18 protein-coding genes and 2 pseudogenes are annotated in these 21,078 nt (G+C 59.9%); 5 read left to right on the top strand and 15 right to left on the bottom strand.

The features are described 5' to 3' along the window. Window positions 1-28: 28 nt before the first annotated feature. The 3 genes and pseudogenes from OMR58_RS26095 to OMR58_RS23185 form a co-directional block, all read right to left on the bottom strand. Window positions 29-262, bottom strand: a complete 234-nt coding sequence (locus OMR58_RS26095; protein ID WP_200562422.1) for a SymE family type I addiction module toxin — start codon at window positions 260-262, stop codon at window positions 29-31. Between the two features lie 11 nt (window positions 263-273). Beyond that, window positions 274-444, bottom strand: a pseudogene (locus OMR58_RS23180) (endoribonuclease SymE); the annotation flags it as partial. Further along, window positions 435-605, bottom strand: a complete 171-nt coding sequence (locus tag OMR58_RS23185; protein ID WP_264547081.1) for a hypothetical protein — start codon at window positions 603-605, stop codon at window positions 435-437. The gene OMR58_RS23185 and the pseudogene OMR58_RS23180, both read right to left, overlap by 10 nt. Between OMR58_RS23185 and OMR58_RS26100 the strand changes: the two genes are divergently transcribed. Further along, complete coding sequence (locus tag OMR58_RS26100) at window positions 525-728, top strand: hypothetical protein (protein ID WP_444861343.1); 204 nt, start codon at window positions 525-527, stop codon at window positions 726-728. The two genes, OMR58_RS23185 and OMR58_RS26100, sit on opposite strands and share 81 nt — an antisense overlap. Here the strand turns inward: OMR58_RS26100 and OMR58_RS23190 are convergent. The 7 genes and pseudogenes from OMR58_RS23190 to OMR58_RS23220 form a co-directional block, all read right to left on the bottom strand. Then, a complete protein-coding gene (locus OMR58_RS23190) occupies window positions 633-1,223 on the bottom strand; it encodes a cupin domain-containing protein (RefSeq protein WP_105593055.1) in 591 nt (196 codons plus the stop codon). The two genes, OMR58_RS26100 and OMR58_RS23190, sit on opposite strands and share 96 nt — an antisense overlap. 81 nt (window positions 1,224-1,304) lie before the next feature. Beyond that, on the bottom strand, window positions 1,305-2,003 hold the full coding sequence (locus OMR58_RS23195; protein WP_172606598.1) for a DUF1989 domain-containing protein: 699 nt from the start codon (window positions 2,001-2,003) through the stop codon (window positions 1,305-1,307). After that, window positions 1,963-3,202: pseudogene (locus OMR58_RS23200) on the bottom strand (M20 family metallo-hydrolase). The gene OMR58_RS23195 and the pseudogene OMR58_RS23200 overlap by 41 nt, the downstream one beginning before the upstream one ends. A 46-nt stretch (window positions 3,203-3,248) precedes the next feature. Then, complete coding sequence (locus OMR58_RS23205; RefSeq protein ID WP_200562337.1) at window positions 3,249-4,064, bottom strand: amino acid ABC transporter ATP-binding protein; 816 nt, start codon at window positions 4,062-4,064, stop codon at window positions 3,249-3,251. Window position 4,065: 1 nt separating this feature from the next. Next, on the bottom strand, window positions 4,066-4,704 hold the full coding sequence (locus OMR58_RS23210; RefSeq protein WP_105593057.1) for an amino acid ABC transporter permease: 639 nt from the start codon (window positions 4,702-4,704) through the stop codon (window positions 4,066-4,068). Beyond that, window positions 4,701-5,363 (bottom strand): ABC transporter permease subunit, encoded by a 663-nt coding sequence (locus OMR58_RS23215; protein WP_200562335.1) that lies wholly within the window; start codon window positions 5,361-5,363, stop codon window positions 4,701-4,703. The genes OMR58_RS23210 and OMR58_RS23215 overlap by 4 nt, the downstream gene beginning before the upstream one ends. Window positions 5,364-5,371: 8 nt before the next feature. Continuing rightward, entirely contained in the window at window positions 5,372-6,223 is an 852-nt protein-coding gene (locus OMR58_RS23220; RefSeq protein WP_264547083.1) for a transporter substrate-binding domain-containing protein, read from the bottom strand. Between the two features lie 361 nt (window positions 6,224-6,584). On the opposite strand from OMR58_RS23220, the gene OMR58_RS23225 reads away from it, so the two are divergent. After that, a complete protein-coding gene (locus OMR58_RS23225) occupies window positions 6,585-7,715 on the top strand; it encodes an alpha/beta hydrolase (RefSeq protein WP_264547084.1) in 1,131 nt (376 codons plus the stop codon). A gap of 180 nt (window positions 7,716-7,895) precedes the next feature. After that, window positions 7,896-8,402 carry an RNA polymerase sigma factor gene (locus tag OMR58_RS23230; RefSeq protein WP_264547085.1) on the top strand — a complete coding sequence of 169 codons (507 nt, stop codon included), beginning with the start codon at window positions 7,896-7,898 and terminating at the stop codon, window positions 8,400-8,402. A gap of 166 nt (window positions 8,403-8,568) precedes the next feature. On the opposite strand, the gene OMR58_RS23235 is transcribed toward OMR58_RS23230, so the two are convergent. The 3 genes from OMR58_RS23235 to exbB are packed head-to-tail and all read right to left on the bottom strand — an operon-like array spanning window position 8,569 to window position 10,963. Further along, on the bottom strand, window positions 8,569-9,426 hold the full coding sequence (locus OMR58_RS23235; RefSeq protein WP_105593061.1) for a TonB family protein: 858 nt from the start codon (window positions 9,424-9,426) through the stop codon (window positions 8,569-8,571). Next, entirely contained in the window at window positions 9,423-9,860 is a 438-nt protein-coding gene (exbD, locus tag OMR58_RS23240; RefSeq protein ID WP_105593062.1) for a TonB system transport protein ExbD, read from the bottom strand. The genes OMR58_RS23235 and exbD overlap by 4 nt, the downstream gene beginning before the upstream one ends. A gap of 2 nt (window positions 9,861-9,862) precedes the next feature. Continuing rightward, window positions 9,863-10,963 (bottom strand): tonB-system energizer ExbB, encoded by a 1,101-nt coding sequence (gene exbB, locus OMR58_RS23245; RefSeq protein ID WP_264547086.1) that lies wholly within the window; start codon window positions 10,961-10,963, stop codon window positions 9,863-9,865. A gap of 391 nt (window positions 10,964-11,354) precedes the next feature. On the opposite strand from exbB, the gene OMR58_RS23250 reads away from it, so the two are divergent. Next, window positions 11,355-14,057 carry a M16 family metallopeptidase gene (locus OMR58_RS23250; protein ID WP_264547087.1) on the top strand — a complete coding sequence of 901 codons (2,703 nt, stop codon included), beginning with the start codon at window positions 11,355-11,357 and terminating at the stop codon, window positions 14,055-14,057. A 50-nt stretch (window positions 14,058-14,107) separates the two neighbouring features. Then, complete coding sequence (locus OMR58_RS23255; protein ID WP_264547088.1) at window positions 14,108-15,361, top strand: thioredoxin family protein; 1,254 nt, start codon at window positions 14,108-14,110, stop codon at window positions 15,359-15,361. A 164-nt stretch (window positions 15,362-15,525) separates the two neighbouring features. Here the strand turns inward: OMR58_RS23255 and OMR58_RS23260 are convergent, their stop codons facing one another. After that, window positions 15,526-18,123: a TonB-dependent siderophore receptor gene (locus OMR58_RS23260; RefSeq protein ID WP_264547089.1), complete on the bottom strand. Its 2,598-nt coding sequence runs from the start codon at window positions 18,121-18,123 to the stop codon at window positions 15,526-15,528. 91 nt (window positions 18,124-18,214) lie between these two features. Continuing rightward, entirely contained in the window at window positions 18,215-20,938 is a 2,724-nt protein-coding gene (locus OMR58_RS23265) for a M16 family metallopeptidase (protein ID WP_264547090.1), read from the bottom strand. Window positions 20,939-21,078 lie beyond the last annotated feature (140 nt).

Raw genomic sequence — 21,078 nt, forward strand, 5'->3', positions numbered from 1 at the left:
CAGCTTTTAGCCGGGATCTTTTTACTGTTTATTTATCCGCATGTCGTATCACCAGTTTGCACTGTTCGACGGCAACGGTAACCGGCGTATCTGTTGTAAATCCGGCTTCTTCCAGCCAGTTGCCTTTAAGGTGCAGGCTGGGGAAACGGCTGTACCATGTTGCGGTGATATCAGTACGGCTTATGGCTGAAAAAGATACAAGGCATGCTGATTTAAAGTTATATTCGTAGTAATCCCGGCTACCATGCCGGGATTTTTTTATCTGTCTTTCAGTTAGTTACTGCTCCTGGTCTGTTGTCGGCAGATCACCTCAATCAGCTCCGTCACCTGCCGCTGTTTGCGTGACGAAAGCTTACAGACCCTCCTCAGCGTCTGCATAATCACCGATCCTGGCGGCGCTGCCGGTTTTTGTGCGGTCAGTACCAGACAGCCCGTTACTCTTTTTCAACGCCACCGGGAAAAATAAAACCGGCGGAAGCGGCGACATCACCCTCAGCGGCAGCGCGCTGAAGGCGGGCGGCGGGATGACGCTGGACGCCGCGCGGGATATTAACCTGCTGTCGGCGCAGAACACCGAACGCACCGAAGGCAAGAATCTCAGCCACGACGCCCGACTCCGGCCCGAAAATCAATCAGAACGTCACCGGCGTATTCACCCACAGCACCTTCGCCACCGACTTCCCGCTGTTGCGGTAGCCGTGCGGTACGTTGCTGGGGAAATAGAATGAATCTCCGGCGGTAAGGGTGTATGTCTGCTCGCCTAAAGCCAGCTCGATTTCGCCTTCCAGCACGTAACCCATCTCTTCGCCGTGGTGCTCAATCTGCCCGTCGCTGGCCACGCCCGGTTCGATAATATGAATATTGCCCTGCAGCAGGCTGCCTTTGTGGTGATGGGTCAGGTTCTCCAGCTCAATGCCGCCCTTTTTGTTGCGGGCAACAAAGCGTTTGCGCTGGCGCTGATCGGGCTTCAGTACCGGGGAATCCGCCACCCAGCTCTCGGCCATCAGATCAGAAATATTGGTTTCCAGCGCGCTGGCCAGCCGGTGCAGCATCGCCAGCGAAGGCGAGGCCACGTCATTTTCCAGCTTGGAGAGCAAACTCTCCGAACAGCCGACCTTCAGCGCCAGCTGCTTCAGTGTAATCTCCTGCGCTAAACGCGCATGGCGCAGGCGCATGCCCAAATCAGGTAAAACAAAGCCACCGCTATCGCCGTTTTTTTTCATAAGTGTTTATCTGCAACCCTTCAATCCGTAAACGCCCGGCATTCTGCGGCCGGGCACTGTTGCACTGGCCAAACAGGCCGGTTACTCGGTCACGCTAAAGTGCACTTCCTGCGGATTCAGGCCGTTGATCGGCACGATATCCTGCGGGCAGGCGGACATAACCACGATGCAGTCCAGTTCGGCACGGATCTCTACGTAATCACCGGATTTGCTGACCGTTGGCAGCCAGGAGATGGTGTAATCCGGGTTAACCGGCGTGTTCATCCACAGGTTCAGCGGCTGCGGCACTTCGCGCGCGCGCAGTCCGATGGCATTCAGCGCCAGGCGCATGTTATCCGCGCAGCTGTCATGATACTCGGTGATGCCCATATTGCTGTAACGATACAGATCGCAGGCGGCAATCATCGTGTCGTGCACGCCCGGCGAGGTATCGGTCAGCAGGGTGCCGATGGCGCGGCGCTGATTCGTCACCAGCACATCGCCCGGCTGCGGGATGATTTTATTGATAAAGGCGCGGGTATGCTCCATCGAAGAGAACTCGCTTAAATCCGCGCTGTTAAACAGCCAGGTATCGCACACCTGGCTGCCCGGGGTGTTGATGATGCGAATAACCTGCCCCTTACTCAAGCGTACCGCGCGGCCACAGCGGGCAGGGACGGTGTACAGTTCGCCGATAACCGGCGTGCCGTCTGCGGAGATCGGTTCGCCGATGGTGGCGTTGGTGCCCAGCGCGCTGCCGTTATCTTTGTCGCAGCAGGAAGGATAGGTATGGGTGCTCATGGGGTAACTCCTGTCGTTTGATTGGCCAGTTCTGTCAGGCAGCAGGCAAGTGCTTTTGCGCCAAGGTACAGATACTGAGGGTCGGTGTACTCAGCCGGGTTGTGGCTGATGCCTTTATGGCTGGGAACGAAAAACATGCTGGTCGGGCAGTGGCTGGCCAGGTGCATCGCATCGTGAAATGCTCCAGAGGTCAGCGTTGCCGTCGCGATATTCAGCGCGTCGCTGCAGGCGAACTGCTGTGCCAGTAGTTGCGAATGAAACGCCACCGGCGGGTTATTGAATACGCAGGCCACCTGCACGTTATCGGCGGCAATCTGCTGCATCCAGCGGTCAAACTCGGCCAGCACCTCAGGGTCGGCATGGCGGAAATCGAGGGTAAAAGTCACCCGTCCGGCGATGGTGTTGATCGCGTTGGGTTCCACTTCCCAGCGGGCGAACGTCAGGCGCAGCTCGTCTTTCGGCAGCGCTTCTGCACGCTGCTCCAGCTGGCTGACGATACGGCGGGCGAGGGTCATCGCATCCTGGCGGTCGGCCATCGGCGTGGTGCCGGCGTGGGCCGCCTGCCCGATGCAGGTCACCTGATACCAGCGCACGCCCTGAATGCCCTGTACCACGGCCAGCGGCAGTCCGGCCTGCTCCAGCACCGGTCCCTGCTCGATATGCAGTTCGATAAACGCGGCCATTGGCACGGCGCTGCGGTGCGGCAGTGCGGGAAAACGCTGATGACAGCGGGTCAGCGCCTCGGCCAGAGTTACGCCCTGCGCATCCTGATGGCTGAGGTAATCAGCCAGCCGTTCCGGCTGTACAAAAGCGCTGGAGCCCATTGCGCCGGGTGCAAAACGGCTGCCTTCTTCATTCATCCACACCGCGACTTCAATCGGGCGCAGCGTCTCAATCCCGGCTGCCGCCAGCGCGCTCAGGCACTCCATTCCGGCCATCACGCCGTAACAGCCATCGAGGTTGCCGCCCCCGGGTTGAGTATCAATATGACTGCCGGTGACCACCGGCGGCAGATCTTCGCGGCCCGCGCGGCGGATAAACAGGTTGGCGCAGGCATCGGTAAACACCTCGCAGCCGAGGGTACAGGCCCAGTCAATCAGCCAGGCTCTGGCATCCAGTTCAGCTTCCGACAGCGCCTGGCGGTCAACGCCGCCGTTCTCCAGCGCGCCGAAGCGGGCCAGCTGCGCGAGTCGGTCCATCAGCCGCTGCTGGCTGATGGCATTAGCGGCACGCAGCGCGATAGCATCAGGCATGGAGGGCCTCCGCATCATCCAGCTGTAGCGGGCGTTTAAACCACGGCGCAAGGAACGATTTCAGGCGTTCGGTCTGCGGCTGGCGGAACAGCGTGGCGGGCGCGCCGCTCTCAATGACCGAGCCGTCGGCCATAAACACCACGCGGGAGGAAATTTTGGCGGCGAACGACATCTCGTGCGTCACCATCACCATCGTCATGCCGTTGTTCGCCAGCGCTTTAATCACATCCAGCACCTCTTCCACGCGTTCCGGGTCCAGCGCTGAGGTGGGTTCATCCAGCAGCAGCAGCTCCGGCTCCAGCGCCAGCGCGCGGGCAATACCCACTCGCTGCTGCTGGCCGCCGGAAAGGCGTGTCGGGCGTGCCTGCGCTTTCTCCAGCATGCCGACCTGCGCCAGCGCCGCCGTCGCTTTTTTGCGGGCGTCATCGCGCGACATCTTCTTGCCCAGCACCAGCGGCGCGCAGACGTTCTCCAGCACCGTCAGATGCGGCCACAGATTGAACTGCTGAAACACCATCGCCAGCGGGCGGCGCACGTCGGCAATCAGCCCGGCACCGTCGCGATGTTTCAGTTCCCGGCCGGTGCCGCTGTAGCCCAGCAGCTGGCCTTTAATCAGGATTTCGCCTTCGTCGTAGGCTTCCAGAAAATTCATGCAGCGCAGCGCGGTAGTCTTGCCCGAGCCGGAAGGGCCAATCAGGGTGACGATCTCCCCGGCATTGACGGCCAGATTGATGCCCGCCAGTACCCGGTTGCTGCCAAACGATTTGCCGACGTTGCGTAATTCTAAAATCGGTCCGTTATTCATCATCTTATCCCTCTGTTGCCTGACGGCCGAGCAGCCGCACGCCCACGCTGACACCCTGCGCCAGCAGCCAGTAGCTGAGGATCAGCAGGGTGTAAGGCACGATGTAGGTATAGGTACTGGCGACGATCTGCCCGGTGGTCATGGTCAGCTCCGGTACGGTAATAATCGAAGCCACTGCGCTCTCTTTAATGGTCAGAATGAACTGGTTACCCAGCAGCGGCAGGCTGAACCGCAGCGCCTGCGGAGCCTGGATATGCCAAAAGCTCTGCCAGGCGGAAATATCGTGAACCTGCGCCGCCTCGAGCTGGCCACGGCCAATGCTCTGCCAGGCGGTACGGAAGATCTCGCCGAAGTAGGCCGAGCTGTAGATCGCCAGTGAAATCACCGTGGCCTCGACGGCGCTTAGCGTGATGCCCACGGCGGGCAGGCCGAAGTAGAACACCGCCAGCTGCGCCAGATACGGCGTACCGCGGATCAGCCAGACGTACGCGCGCCACGGCCAGAACAGCCAGCGGCTGAGGCTGCCGACCGCCTGCAGGATAAATCCGCCACAGGCACCGATCAGTGCGGCGCTCAGGCTGATCGCCAGCGTCACGCCCAGCGCGCGGGCGAAGTCCGGCAGATAAAGGATGAAATCGTTCATCGGTTCTCCCTGTTCCAGCGCCGTTCAACATAGCTCCCCAGCAGTGCCAGCAGGCTGGTCAGCACCAGGTAGGAGAGGGCGATAGCGATATACACTTCTAACGGGCGGTAGGTGGCAGAGGCCAGCTGCTGCCCCACCCGCATCAGGTCGGTAATCGCAATCACCGACACCACCGCCGATGCCTTAATAACGTCGATCAGCTCGGATATCAGTGACGGCAGCGTCAGCCGCAGCACCTGCGGGATCTGGATATGCCACAGCGTCTGGCGCGGGCTGAGCCCGCAGATCGCCGCGGCTTCCAGCTGCCCCGGCGGGATAGCCTCAAAGCCGCTGCGCAAAATCTGCGACTGGTAGGCGGCGGTATTGAACGTCAGGGCCAGCACCGCTGCCATATAGCCCGGCAGCGACAGCCCAAGTTCGCCGGGCAGGTAGAAGCAGAGTAAAACCTGCGCCAGCACCGGCGTGCCGCGAAACAGACTGATATAGAGACGGGCGAAAGCTCTGCCGACCGGTGAATGGCCGTTTTCCATCAGATAAATCACCACGCCGACGGCAAAACCGGCCACGATCGCCACGATGCACAGCGAGGCCGTGGTCACCGTGCCGTTAAACAACATCGGCAGCCACGAGGTCAGCAGCGGAAGAAATTCGCCCATCATCACTCCTCTTACAGCGCCGGTGCCGGCATTTTGTCCGCCGGAATATCCATCACGAAGCCAAACCACTTCTGCTGTAGCGCTTTCATGGTGCCGTCACGGTTCGCTTCACTGATGCCGTCGCTGAACAGTTTCACCATGCTGGCGCTGTCGGAATCTTTGCGGCCAACCCAGCCAAAGTAGGTGGTCGGGCCTAACATGGGTTTCAGCGTGGTAAAGATCCCCGGACGGGCTTTGATCAGCGGGCCAAGGTTCGCCAGCGACTGGGCAACGCCGTCCAGGCGCTTGTTCGCCAGATCGGAATAGGCCTCATCGAACGATACGTACTGTTTGATCTCTTTGATCCCCGGCTTGCCGCTGGCCTTCAGCTTTTCATTGAACTCCTGCAATACCTGCAGCTGGCCCGATCCGGCCTGCGAACCGACGATTTTGCCGCTGAGATCGTCCAGAGTGGCAATCGATCCGTCGTTGTCACGCTTAAGCAGCGCAACGGTGGATTCGGCAATCGGCACGGTGAAAGCGAAGTGATCCATACGCTGTTTGTTGACGGTAACGGCGGTGATCACGAAGTCGAATTTTTTGGCATCAAGGCCGGGAAGGATGCCCTGGAAAGGCAGATCCAGCTGTTTAACCGCCACGCCCGGCAGGCTTTTCTGCAGAATGTGGTTCATCAGATCCACGTCGTAGCCGACGATCTTGCCATTCTCGATCGACTCAAACGGCGCATAGCGCGCCTCGGTGGCGATGGTGATCGCCTTGTCGGATTTAATGCGATCCAGCAGATCGGCGCTGTGTGCTGCCGCAGAAAAGAGCCCAGAACACAGCATGGCCCAGCAGAGAGAACGTGTTGTTTTAAGTTTCATGATGACCGCCCCGGTGAAAGTGGTGTGAAGTGTATTCAAGTAACTTGAATGTAATGACATAAGCATGAAGCGTGCCATCTGGGGCGATGCGATAAAAATGGCGAGAAATAAGGCAATAAGGCGCTATATTTAAACGAAAATTTCTCAAAGCGATATTGGTGGCAATAACGGGAACCCTGCCGCAGCACCAGGAACGTTGCCGATAAAGCTGCACATAAAAAGTGCAGGTGTGGCAGTTTTGTGTGCTAATGATGTGCAAAGGCGGGGAGGCAGCGCGGGTCCGGCTGTCGGACGTCATCGTCGTTCATCGCGGACGGTTAATGGTATTTGCTGAACGTTTATCAGGTTACAGGAGAGAGGGATGAATAAGTTATCGGGGAGCGTGCTGGCTTTATCATTGAGCCTGGCGGCGACCGCACAGGGCCAGTCGCCAGCGCCTAACGGCGTGCTGGTGGATAAAGCGCCGCTGCCGGAAGCGCATGGGTTGCAGGAGGCGTCATCGCAGTACCTTATCCGCTACACCTCAATCAGCGGCGTCGATGGCAAAACCCACCGCGAGGATACCGGGGCGGTATTCCTGCCAAAAGGCCCGGCACCGCAGGGTGGCTGGCCGGTAGTGGTCTGGACGCACGGCACCATTGGCGTGGCGACGCAGTGCGCGCCGTCGTTGAATCCCCGCTCCGATCGTGACAAGCAGTACCTGAATACCTGGCTGTCGCTGGGCTTTGCCGTCGTGGCACCGGACTATGCCGGGCTGGGATCGTCGGGATTGCACCATTACCTGAATGCCAGAGGCGAAGCCTGGAGCGTGCTGGACAGCATCAGTGCCTCGCTGAAAAACTTCCCGCTGAGCAATAAAATATTCATCGTGGGGCAGTCGCAGGGCGCACATGCCGCCTTTGCCGCCTCCGGCTATCAGCAAAGCTATGCGCCGAAGCTGCACGTTATCGGCACCGTACTGACCGGCACGCCTTACATTAATGCCGATACCTCGGTCAGCGACATTTTCAGCGGCGGTACATCAACGACAGACGCGGGCGATCCGAAAATCCCTTACGCCTACTACATCTTCCTTTCCGCCGCCGATACCAATAAATCATTAAAAGTTGCGAACTACTTCCAGAAGGATGCGGTGGCCGACGTTGAGCTGGCGAAAAACCTGTGCATTACCCCTCTGACCCAGCACGTTATGGACAATAAGCTCAACGCTAAAAACACCTTCCTGCCTAATTTCCAGGAGCTGCTCAACACCCAGCTTGCGTCCCTGCGCTACAACACGCTGAAAATCGATCATCCGGTGTTTATCGGTATCGGCCAGCAGGACGTTAACGTGCCGACGGCGATGCAGCAGCGGTTCGCTCAGGATGTGAAGGCGGCGGGCACCCCGGTTGCCGTGCATGAATATGCCGGTATGAACCACGGCGAAACGGTGAACGTCTCCCTGCGCGATTCGGTGCCGTTTGTGTTTAAGATCCTGGCTGAAAAGCCGTGATTTCTGGCGGGCTGTTTCAGGCAGCCCGTATTTTCCCGCCTCAATCATCCGCCTGTAAATCTACAAAACGTTACTCATTCTCAGATAATCAATATATGGAAATATTATTAGTGTGACGGGGTGAATTCTTTTATATTAACTTTAATATTGAAATATTCTTGCCCGTCTGGAGTTATAACCATGCTAGCAACGCATGACATTGTCGATGTCTTTGTTGACCTCCATCCGACATTACAGCGGATTGTCACCTATCGCACCGGTTCACGGCAGGTTGCTCAGGATCTGACGCAGGATATTTATTTTCGTATCCTTAATCTGGCTAATCAGTTTCCGACCCACGACGATGCGCGAAATTATCTGATCCGCATCGCGATGAATGCCTCTACGGACTATGTACGCACCGAACAGCGCCGCAGTCAGCTACTTAAAGGCACCTTCGAGCTGTTTGAAAACCACATGCCTACCCCGGAAGAAAATCTGCATTACAAGCAGAAAATCAAGGAGATAGATGAGGCGCTTTCTTCGCTTCCTGAGAAATCTCGTGAAATCCTTTACATGAGCCGCGTTGAAGGCATGACCCATGCGCAGATCGCGGAAAAGCTCGGTGTGTCCCGCAGCCTGGTAGAAAAATATGCGGTAAAAGCGGTGCTGCACTGCCGGGAAGTTTTGCTGAAGAACCAGTCATAATTTAAAATAGGTTATCATTCCCTTCTTTATTTATTCTCTGCCGACTTTATTCCCCCCGGTAAAAATGAAATATTTTCGCTTTTTTAATTCATTTAATTTTATACGGACGTAAATAATCGCCACCGCCGCATAACGACGATGACGATAGTTTTATATTATGCCTCAGCTAAACATTGCGAATAGCAAATGACACCGGCACCACTAATTCCATTCTGTCCGATTGCGTAAATGCGCTGGCCGGCGGTTTTGGCAGCGGAGATGCGCGCTCCAGAAGCTGTAGTGACTCTCGATCCAGCGTCGCATAGCCTTTACTTTTCTCAATGGCGGTTTCCAGCACGTTGCCGTCGCGGTCAATAGTAAAGCGCACCATCACCGTATCCTGCTGTTTCATCCGCAGCGCATAGCCGGGATAGCGTTTTTCACGCTGAAGCTGGGCGAGGATCAGTGATTGCCAGCTCTGTTTCGCCGAGGCGGCCTGATTACTGGCGGCGCCGACCTGCGGTGCCTGATTCTGCCGCGAAAGCTGCTCGCTGCTGTTGCTGCGCATTGAGTCCGGGGTGGTGACCGGGGCCGGTTTTTTCACCTCCACCTTTTTCGGCAGCGGTTTCACCTCACGCGGCTTAACGGTTCGCTGCGGCTTGGGTGGCTTTGGCTCTGCCTTCGGCTGCGGCTTACTGTCGTGTACCACCGCTTTGACTTCGGCGTTTTTCACCTCTTTCTCCGCCGCGTCCAGCTTAGCGGGGGAAGGCGGCGGTGCCGATTCGTCGGGCTGGCTGGCCTGCTGCGCCACGCTTTCCTGGCTGGAGATCTGCGACGTGGTTGGCATCACCGCCATGGTGATCACCATCGGGGCCGCCGCCGGGCTGGGCATCACCATCGGCGGTGGTGCCGGTTTCCACAGCAGGTACATCAGCACCAGCAGATGGGCGGTGACCGCCAGCAGAGGACCGGTTGACCACAGCAGCTTCTCGCCGCGCGGTTTCGCGGGCGGCGGCAGGGCGTTATCAAGAATAAAGCTGGTCATGGCTTGGTCCCCGCAGCCTCTCCGGGCAGGCCAATCAGCGCCACTTTGGTATAGCCGCCGTCGCGCAGCAGATCCATAAAGGTCATCAGCCGGGCGTAGTCGATATCTTTATCCGCCCGCAGGAAAATCCGTGCGTCCTTGTCGCCGTGGGTGCCGCTATCCAGCTCGGCGATAAAACGCGCCCGGCTGACCGACTTATCGCCGATATATAGCTGGTTATCGCTCTTCAGGCTGACGGTAATCGGTTCCGGCGCGGGCGTCGGCTGGCTGGATGTGGTCGACGGCAGATCCAGCGGAATATTGGCGGTGGAGAGCGGTGCCGCCACCATAAAGATGATCAACAGCACCAGCATCACGTCGATAAACGGCGTCACGTTGATTTCGGCCAGCGCGTTCAAATCGTCGCCGTCAGCGGGTTGAGAGGAAAAGGCCATCGCTATGCTGCGCTCGTCAGAAGAGGGTGGGCGTTCTGTTCCAGCGCATCCAGATCGTGGCTGAGCAGGCACAGGGTCAGGGTCATCGATTCGGCCAGCAGCAGGCGATAGCCAGTAATTAGCCGTCCGATCACGTTGTAGAGGATCACCGCCGGGATGGCGACGACCAGCCCCAGCGCGGTGGCGAACAGCGCCTCGGCAATACCCGGTGCCACCACGCTGAGGTTGGTGGTCTGCGACTGCGCGATAGAGATAAAGCTGTGCATGATGCCCCACACCGTGCCGAACAGACCGATAAACGGCGCAACGGCACTGGTGGTGGCGAGGATGCTGGCTCCCCGGGTAGCCCGTCGCGCTTCTGCCGCCTCAACGCGCTGGATGCGGGCGACAACGCGGTCGCGCAGCGCCTGTAGCGCCTGAGCTGAGAGGCGGCTATCTGCACGATCCAGTTCAGTCAGTGCCACCTGACGCATCTGTTCACAGCTTTGCGCGGAGAGTTCGCCGCACTGGTGCAGTGAGCGTTTACCGGCCAGCAGCGCGAGATTTTTTCTCAGGCGGCGACCGCGTACCAGCAACTCAAGAGTTTTGCCGGACCAGATGCTCCAGCTGAGTACGGAAGCGAAAATCAGGATCAGGATCACCGCTTTCACTATCTGGTCGGCGTGGTGATAGAGGGCGAGCGGTGAAAAGTCGGTCAGCACCGGCGGCTTCGCGGCTGCGGTAACGGCAGTTTGTGGCGTGCCGGAAGTGGGTGCAGCCCCGGTGGACTGTGCCACATCGCTGGATGTAGGAGGATTCTGCGACTGAGCTGAAATCTGAGACGGTACGCGCTCCGTATTCACCGACCGGTTCTGACTCTGTGCCTGCACCTCAGTTCGATCGGCCGTCTGCACAACAGCCTGTTGTTGAGCCTGGTCGGTAGCAGGAACCGCCGTTTGTACCGTAACCCGATCGCTGGCGGAAACCGTATCGACCGGCGTGGCCGATGTTTCGGCCTGCACGGTCGTCGAGGCTGCGAAAGCTAACAGCAGCGCCAGGCCGACACCGACGCGGATTTTTGCCGCACCCGACGCGTCGTCAGATTTTTCAGAATTGGTATGCACGCTCACTCACTCCTCACCACACTGGCAGAAATCATTCGGGAAGCCGCAGGTCAGCAGAGAGCACAGCGGCGATATGAGGAAAACGACCCTGCCCGCCGTTTTCATCACTCGCCGCGGAAAAATAACGCGATATTTTTAATGTCGTATAATTTGTGGTGTTTTTTTCTCCATGAATCGCAATGGTTAGATAATTGTGCTGATTAGATCCGCCTTCAGCGTAAGCACCTTTATATCCTGTTGATTAACCGGCGGCAGAAAATATTTTTCACCGCCGCTGCGAATAATCACTCGTTCAGTCGTTTCTCTCTCGCCCGGCCCCTGAGCCGGTCTTCCCTGAATGCCGCCTGGCGGCGTTCTGATATGTCATGGCACAGCCGAGAGAGGATTGATTTTGACTACGCAGTTCACGCCACAACCCGCATCGGATAAGCGCGAGCCTCTGGCCGATATCGCTTTTCCCACCGGCACCTTCACGCTGGATAACGGACTGACGGTTATCGTGGCTGAAAACCGCGACGTGCCGCTGGTGTCGTATCAGCTGATCTACCAGGTCGGTTCTAAAGACGAACCCGCAGGGATGACCGGTTTCGCCCATCTGTTCGAGCATCTGATGTTCGAAGGCAGCGAGCATGCGCCCGGCTCGTTTCTGGAACATATGACCCGCGCCGGGGCCACCAATCTCAACGCCTATACCAGCACCGATCGCACCACCTATCACGCCACGCTGCCGACCGGGTCGCTCGACTATGCGCTGTTTATGGAGTCGGACCGCATGGGGCATTTCTGCGACAGCATCAGCCAGGCGTCGCTGGATCAGCAGCGGCGGGTGGTGCTCAATGAGAAACTGGAAACCGAAAGCGGCCCGTACGGCAAGCTCTACGAATTTAAATCGCGGGGCTGCTTCCCCGCTGAACATCCCTACGCGCATACCGTTATCGGTGAAAAGGCGGATCTGGTTGCCGCCACCCTCGACGATGTGCAGCGCTGGTTTCGCAAATACTACACGCCGTCCAATGCGGTGCTGGCGCTGTGCGGCGATCTCGATCTCGCTACCGCGCGGGAAAAGGTTAGCCACTGGTTCGGCGATATCTCCCCCGGCCAGCCGCTGACCCGGCCCGACAGCTGGATCGCCGATATCACCCCGCAGCGCCGCGATCGCTACCAGGCGAACGTCGCCAGCGGCACGCTGCTGCTAGTGTGGAATATTCCCCAGGCGGGCAGCCCGGATGCCACGCTGCTGTCGCTGGCGGCGGACTATCTGGCTTCCGGCCTGTCGTCGGTGCTGGTAAAAAACCTGGTGTACGTCAGGAAAATCGCCAGCAGCGTGCAGGCCGAAGTCGCCGACGGTGCGCTGTGCAGCCAGTTTATTCTCAGCGCCACCGTCGCGGAGGGGCAGTCGCTGGCCGCGCTGGAACAGAGCCTGCTGGATGAGCTGCACGCTTTCCTTGCGCAGCCGTGCGATGGCCCGCGCCTGCGCGAAGTGAAAAACGATGCGCTTAACCTGTTCCGCGACAGCTATAAAACGTCGGCGCAGATTGCCGCACTGCTCTCCGTCAGCCGGGTCACGCTGGGCCATGCCGATGCTTTTCGCCAGCAGCTCAGCCAACTGGACGAGGCATTGCCAGACGAGCTGCATCAGGCCGCGCAGCGCTGGCTGAGCCGCCCGCACTACACGCTGGAAATTGCCCCCTTCAGTGCCAGAACCGATGAGTCGGCCACCGCCGCGCTGCGCACGACACCGCCAGTAATTCAGCCTCCGGTGCCGCTGGTGCTGCCGCAGGCGCAGCATGCCCGGCTGGATAACGGCGTCCGGCTGGTGCTGCTGGAGCGCCACGGTCAGAACGATATCTATCTCGACCTGCTGCTGCCTGCGGTTGCACTGCCGCATCCCGGCCAGCATCAGCTGCTGAGCGAACTGCTTAACCAGGCCGGAGCCGGTGAACGCGATGCCTTTGCCTTCAGCCAGGCCTGCCGCGATCTGGGCAGCCGCATGGGGCTGCGCAGGCGGCTGCGTCATCTTTCCCTGCTGCTTGCCTGCCGCAGCCCGCAGCTGCCCGCTTCGCTGGCGCTGCTCAGCGATCGCCTGGCAAGCAGCGTGCTGCTGGAGGCCGATTTTGAGCGCCAGCGCGCTATCCAGCTTGATGCGCTGACCGAACAGCAGCAGGTGGCCAGCGCGCTGGTCGAGCGCGTTCTGCCGGGCCTGATCTATCCTGCGGGCCATCCCTGCCGGGTGCCGGGCGGGCCGGAAGGGACGATTGCCGGGCTGGCGCAGATCTCCTGCGACGCGCTGACGGCGGCGGTGCCGCAGCTGCTGAATATTCAGGATGCCACACTGATTGTCACCGGCGACACCACGCTGGAACAGCTGCTGCCGCTGCTGAATGAGTCCGTGGGGCGGCTGACCGGGCTGCCACGGGATAACGCTGCGGTGCCGCAGGCCAAACAGCCGCTACAGCCGCGCATCTGGCTGCTGGATATTCCCGGCGCGGAGCAAACCGCCATTGCGGCGGCCTCGCTGCTGCCGGGCGTCAGCGGCACCGATGAAGCCGGATTTGAGCTGCTGAATGCGGTCTTCGCCAGCGGCTTTACCTCCCGCATTAACCTCAACCTGCGGGAAGACAAAAACTGGACCTACGGCGCGAAAGGGCGGCTGATTAACGATTTTCAGCAGCGGGCGCACTACGTACTGACTGAAGTGCAGGCGGATCGCACCGGTGATGCGATTCGCGAGATCCTGGCGGAATACCGGGCGCTGATCGCCGAGCGTCCGGTCACGGCAGACGAGCTGGAGGAGGTGCGCCGCACCAGCCTGCTGGGCTTCAGCAGCAGCGCCGAAAGCCTACCCGGACTCAATAACATGATCTCCTGGCTGGCGCGCAGCCAGCTGGCCGACGACTTCTGGCAAAGCCACCAGCAGCGCATCGCTGAAATCACCCTGGAACAGATTAACGACCTGGCGCAGCAGCTGTTTTCCCCCGAGCGGCTGACGTGGGTCGTCGCCGGGGATATCAGCCTGTTCCGGGACGAACTGGCCGCGCTGTTCCCCGCTGGATTGCAGTTTATCAACGACGGCGGCGATGCCCTGTATGACTGAACAACGCCGCTTCATTACACCTAATCTTGTTCCAACATCATGGAGTAACTATGTCTGACCTTATTACTAACCTGACGGACAGCACGCTGGACGACGCCCTGAACCATGCTTCCCAGCCGGTACTGCTGGATCTGTGGGCACCCTGGTGCGGCCCCTGCCTGGCTATCGCTCCGCTGCTGGAGAAAGTGGCGGCGGCAACCGAAGGGCAGCTGACGGTGGCCAAGCTGGACGTGGAACAGTATGAACATCTGCTTCCGCGCTTCCGCGTGCGCGGCATCCCGACGCTGCTGCTGTTCCGCAACGGCAGTGAAGTAGCACGCAAAGTGGGCGTTGATTCCCTGTCCGATCTCAACGGCTGGCTGCGATCGCAGGGGATCGCCATTGAATCCGAGGGGGAAGTGGTGGTGCCGGAGGTGCAGCCGTGGTCGTCGTTCTACGGCGATGATGCGCTACGGCAATTCCTGACTAACCGCCTGAAAGCGACCGCGCTGGCGGCTGAGATCTCGCACTATGCCTTCCCGCGCCCGCAGGATCTGTTGACCGCGCCTTACGTGCTGGCCGGGCAGGAATCGCTGGACGTTTTCGAGCGCGTTACCGGTCTGCCGCCCGCGCTGGCGCTGTGGCTGGAGGTGCTCGACTTCGTGACTCCGCAGCAGATCGATGAGCTGATCGCCGTGCTGGCGAGCGGCAAAGCCTACGGCGATGCCCCACTGCACCTGCTGGTACAGTGGCTGGAGGATGCCGATGTCCGCTGGGCAAGCGTGCTGTCCGCGCCGCTCAACGCGCTGCGTCTGCGCTGGCTGGCGCTGACCCACAGCTATCTGAACGGCCAGCAGACGCCTCGCCAGGCGTGGCTGGCGATTCAGCAGGAGGCCAGTGCGCATCACGATGGCTGCCAGAGCGGGCAGGATCTGGAGCAGCATCTTTGTTCGCTGCTGTTTATCCTCTCTCCGCCGTCGGCACTCAACGATACGCAGGCATCGAGTACCATTCAGCATCACTGGTATCAGATCCAGTTCCACCTGGGGCAGATTAACGCGGGATGGAGCAGCGAGGAGCTGGCGCTGGCCGATCGGCGCTGGGCGTGGATCGAACCACAGCTGGCGGCAATCCCGGAAGAGGAATCAGAAGGGGCATTAGAATCACTGCATCTGCAGTGGCGGCAGCAGTCACCCGAGTTTGCCGACTATGTACAGAAGGAAGCGTTGTATCACGAGGACTTTGCCGCAGGAGAACCGCAGCGCACCCAGCTGTTCAGAGAAAGGTTCCTACAGCTGCTGAAGCAGGCACCGGACGCCGAATAATCCCCTGAAATAAAAAGCCTGCCCGCGGGCCTGATGCCATGGTTTTAAGTGACCGGTATCAGTCCCGGGGCAGGTTTTTTTTCGTGCCGAATTCGACACATAAAAAACCCCGAATCACGATCCGGGGTGCAGCAACAGGCGATAACTGCCAACGGAGTAGCCGGTTAGTCAAAGGTGCCGCTAATTGACAGCACAAAGTTACGCGGATCGCCATACCAGTAGCCGCCGTTTAAGCTACCGACGGTGGAGTAGTACGTTTTATCGAACAGGTTATTGCCCAGCAGGGCCACGTTCCAGTTACGGTTGATGGCGTAGCCGATCCTGGCGGAATACACCGCGTAGAATGCGGTATTGGCGTTATATTTATGCAGGTTAAAGTCATCATCGTACCAGGCACCCACCTGTTTGGTTTTGCTCTGCGCCTGCACGCCAACGCCAAAGCTGAACTTGCTTAAGGTTTCCCCGGCATCGTTAAACTGGAAGTCGTTCCACCATTTGATGGTGTGCTTCGGCGTAAACACACTGATGCTGTCATTCAGGCCGTCTGAGGTTAATTCAGAGGATTTGTTAAAGTTATAGGTATAGCCCAGCGAGGTCTGCCACCACGGCTGCACGCTGCCGGTGATCTCCAGATCCACGCCCTTGCTGATATTCGCATCCGGCGCGTTACGGTAGTAGCCCTGGCGGCCGCCGCCCAGATCCACGGAGTTTCCGCCAATCAGCTGTCCCTGATTCACCAGGCGGATTTGATACAGCGACAGCGAGGCGTTCAGCAGGCCGCCCGGCTGGGCGTACTTGAGTCCGGTTTCCAGATTGCTGCCGGTTTCCGGATCGATCTGCTGACCGGAGGGCGAGATCATATTGCTCTGCGGGATAAAGATTTTGGTATAGCTGCCGTACCAGCTCAGATCGTCGTTGATATCGTAACTGACCGAGTAGTAAGGGCTTTCCCACTTGCGGGTGAATTCGCTGGTGTCGCTCTGGTCATTGGCGGTGCTGGTGTGGGTATTGCTTTTATAAGCGTTCAGCCGCAGGCCAAGGCCAAAGTGCAGCGGCTTCCACGGGGTGAGCACCAGCTGCGAATACATCCCCCAGTTAATGGAGGATCCGCTGCTCAGGTAGGCGTAATAGCCTGACGGAATGGACGGTGCCGGTACCGAGGTATCCCAGTTCCACGGATCCATCTCCGGCCCGGTGTTGCCGAACCAGCCGCCGGTATTGCTTTCAGCATCCGGCGAGGTCATCCAGTAGCTCTGTTTGGAATAGTTGGCACCCAGGGTCAGCTTCTGTGGCAGGCCGAAGACGTCAAATTCACCGCTCAACGTCGAGTCAAAAGAGAACTGCTTGTTGTTACTGTTGCTGGCGTCGGCGGCGATCGGTTCTGATGAAAAAAGACCGGTATCCGGCATAATTTGTCCGGCTACATTGGAGAAGATCGTGCTGTTGCGCTGATAAAGCCCGCTGTAGTTCAAATTGAAGTTCCAGCGGTCGCCAATTTTCTGATCCAGTTTGGCGAAGACTTCACGCGTATCGGAGTCCGACTTTTCCCATGGAAACACCCATGCAGTTTTGCGGCTGAAGTGGGGGTCGCTGCCATCCGGATACAGGGTCAGACCGTTGGACAGCGGCACGCCGCGAATACGCTGGTAGCTGCCGCCGAAGGTCAGCAGAGTGGAGTCGGTGAGATCGGCTTCCAGCATGCCGTAGGCCACGGTTTTTTCATCTTTTGCGGTGCGGTAAAAATGGTGGCTGTCCTTGCGGGTTAAAACGGCGCGGGCGCGCAGCGTACCGGCATCGTTCAGCGGTGAGCTGAGGTCCAGCGAGTTCTGGTAGTTATCCCAGCTGCCCGCAGAGCCGTCGTACTTTAGCTGAAAGTGATCGAGCGGGCGCTTGCGCACCAGGTTGACCGTGCCGCCCGGTCCGGTGGTGCTGAAGCCGTTAAACAGATCGTCGGCACCGCGCAGGATCTCCACGTGATCGTACATCGACATATCAAAAGAGGGCGAAAAGCGTTTATTGAAGTTGGTGCCGCCGGTGATATCGATCGGCGATCCGCCGTCGATGCTGGCGCGGGTGATCTGGAAGCCGCGCGAGTAAAATGTCTGCTCGCGCGAGTTATTCCCCTGCTGCACGGTGATGCCGGTGGCCTTTTGCATCGCATCGTTCAGCGTGCGTATGCCCTGCTGCTGCATGGTTTCACTGGTGATCACGCTGACCGACTGCGGCGTGTCCTTGACGCTGGTGGCCCCCTTCGATCCGACAGTGAGCATGCTGCCGTTCAGGCTGCCGGAGCCTTCGGTGGCGGTCATATCGGTACTGCCATTCACCCCGACGGCGTTGGTAGCCTGGTCCAGCGCGCCGTCCACCTGGACTGCGCCTAATACCTCGGTTCCGTCGCTGGATGCCGTAGCGGTACTGTAGATCTGGATAGTGTTGGTACTGACGTATTTAAAGCCCAGTGAGGTCCCCGACAGCAGCGTACGCAGTGCGTCATCCGCCGGGTAGCTGCCGCTGACCCCCGCGCTGGAAAGTCCGTTGGTCAGTTCGCTGGGGGCAATCAGCTGCAGGCCGCTTTGCTGACCAAAGGCCAGCAGCGCCCCGGCCAGCGAACCGCCTCCGGGGATGCTGAAGTTATGTCGTAGTGCCTGGGTAGCGCTGTCTCCGGCGGGGGCTGCCTGCTGCGCCAGCGCGGAGCTGCCGCCCGCCAGGTTCCCGCCCAGCACCGCCAGCATCAGCCAGGAGTGGTAGTGTTTCGATGCCATAAAGTGTGATTCCAGTCATGAGTTAGTGTTATCTCTGAGTGAACGAATCAGCGGCGAAAACATCGCAACGAAAAACCGGCGGTGAAAAAATTTATTTATACAGCTCCTCCGGCTGAGGCGGGAAATGCCCGGCGGGCAGCGACAGAATGGCCGACAGTTCGTCGGCAATCGCGCTCACGGAGCCTTCAATCAGCCATTTTCCATACCCTGGTGCGATCGCCTGGTGCAGCAGGGGATCGATGCGATCCACGCTTAAGCCGGTGATGTCGTCCAGCAGCCGCTGGCGGTAATCCTCCGGCAGCCCCTCGCGCAGCAGCGACTCCTGCTGGCACAGCGCCTCGAAGTCATTGCCCACCGGGCGGCTCAGCCGCAGCTGCTCGATCTGGATCAGCCCGGCCAGTTCCTGTGCGGTCAGAGGGCAGTCGCCCAGCAGGGCATCGCATTCGCGGCGAATGGCGCGCACCGCCGCCAGCGTGTTCTCGGCGGCCACGTTCAGTTCAAAGCCCAGCAGGCGGCTGCCTGGCAGCGACTGCATTAGCGGCGTGACGTTGTAGGTCAGGCGGTCCACCTCGCGCAGGGCGAAGTTAATGCGCGAGGCAAAGCTGGCGGCCAGCAGCGGATGGATCAGCTGCACGGCGGCATCATGGGGCGATCCGCTGCCCGGCAGCACAAACCACGCCTTCAGCGTGCTCACCGCCGCTGCAGGGTTATCGATCAGTAGCAGTGCACCTGTGGTATCGGCTGGGGGAATCGCCGGTTTTTCAGGGGCAGGTACTGCACCGGACTGCCACTGCGCCAGGCTGTTTTCCAGCAGCGCGATGAGCTGTTCAACGGGCAGCGAACTGCGCAGCAGCAGGGTGGCATTGTGCGGCTGATAGTGCCGCTGATAAAACGCACTCGCCGCCTCGGGCGTCAGCTGTGCCAGGCTGTCAGGGGTTCCCTGGATAAACGCCGGGCGCTTCAGCGGGTGCTGCGGCGGGAAGCTAATCGCCGGTAAGGCCCATGACGTGTTGTCGAGATCGTTGAGTACCTGGCGGTAATGCTCGCGGTGCGCCTCCACGCTGTCCGCCAAGGTCGGGTCACTGCGCAGCACCGCGCTCAGGTGATGGAAAACCTGTGCGGCGTTCGGTTCCGGCATCTGCATTCTCAGCGCGATGCTGGCTACGCCAACGTCCAGCGCGATGCCCGCGTCCTGTGACCACAGCCACTGTTCCAGGGTAATACCGTCGTTTTCTCCACCGGCGACCAGCCCGGCAACCAGCTGCGCCAGGCCGTCGTGCTGCGGGGGATCGAACTGCGATCCGGCGTCGACGATCAGGCTGGCGCTGAGCAATCCCGGCTGGATCGCCGGCACTACGACGATCTTCAGGCCGTTTGACAGCACCCGCCGTTCGGCAACCGGCGCAGGGGCCAGCGGTGCGATGGTAATCGGCGGCGGAGTCAGGGCGGGGGCGGGAGCGCGGCGGGCGGCCACGGCGGTAATTGGATCGACGGTGACCACCAGCCTCCCCTGATGCAGCCAGCGCCGCGCCGCCGCAACCACGGTTTCGGCAGGCATTGTCAGTGCCTGAACCACGCGCTGGCGCAGGCCTTCGGCGCGCTGCGGCGAGTGTTCGTGGCGGCCCAGCGCGGCGGCCAGCCTCAGGGGATCGGCCCACTCCGATCGCGAATTTTCCAGCAGCAGCTGCTGGCTGTGCTGGAGCAGGTCAGGGTTCAGCGGGGTGGTGCGCATCTCATCCAGCGCCGCGAGGGCGTGGCGCTCCACCTCGTCCGCGCTGACGCCCGGCTGCAGTTCGATGCGCAGATTGAAATAGCTTGCCAGCATGCCGGATTCCACAAAGGCCGAAATCTCGGTGGCAAGCTGATTATCCACCATCAGCCGCACCACCAGCGGCGACCAGGCGGTATCGGCCAGCACCCCGGCAAACAGCTCCAGCGCGGTGGCATCCTCTTCCCCGAACGGTGGCATCGTCCAGCAGATGCGCAGCAGCCGGTTGTCGATGTGGTCCTCCAGCCGCAGGCGCTTTTCCTGCGCCAGCGCAGGCAGCCAGCGCTGCACGGTTTCCCGCGCTGCGCCCGGTGCGATATCGCCAAACCAGCGCTGCACTTTTTCCCGCGCTGCGCCCGGTGCGATATCGCCAAACCAGCGCTGCACTTTTTCCCGCGCGGCGTCAGTGGTGACCGCCCCCGCGAGGGTAATCACCGCATTGTCAGGCCGGTAAAAACGCTGGCTCCACGCCTGCACATCGGCAAAGCTGACCTGCTGTAAATCGGCACGCTCACCGGCCACTTTATGGGCATACGGATGCTCTGCCGGGAACAGATGGCGCAGGATCGCTCCCTGCACCGCGCCCAGCGGTTGAAGTTCGTTCTCTTCCATTTCGCGGGTCACCACATCGCGCTGCACCTCCAGCGCCTGCGGCGACAGCCCGCCCGCCAGCCAGCCCATCCGGTCCGCTTCGGCAAACAGCGTGTAGTCCAGCGATCCCGGCGGTACCGACTGGAAAAACTGGGTGATATCGGCGCTGGTCACGCCGTTCAGCCCTTCGGCTCCGGCACGCTCCAGGTGGCTGATATAGCTGCCCGGCAGGGTGGCACTGCCGGAAAACATCAGGTGCTCCATCAGATGCGCCAGGCCAAAGCGACCGGCGGGCTCATCCTTCGCGCCAACGCCGTAGGCCACGTGGACCGCCACCGTCGGTGAATCTGCGCTTTCATGCACCAGCAGGGTCAGGCCGTTATCAAGGATAACGCGCTGGAAAGGGATCTCGGGCAGCGCGGCCGCGAGATTTGGGGCGGTGGTGACGTCGTTCATGCAGGCTCCAGAAACAGGGGATATATCGGGAAAGTTCGGTGCAGACAGAACGAGTCAGGCCGCGTTTTTCCACAATTTTCCCTTACGTTTGTGGATTAATCGCGGCTTGATCGTTCTCTGGATATCTGGAAACCCTGTGG

The organism is Erwinia sp. INIA01, assembly GCF_025947915.1.
Taxonomy (GTDB): Bacteria; Pseudomonadota; Gammaproteobacteria; order Enterobacterales; family Enterobacteriaceae; genus Erwinia; species Erwinia coffeiphila.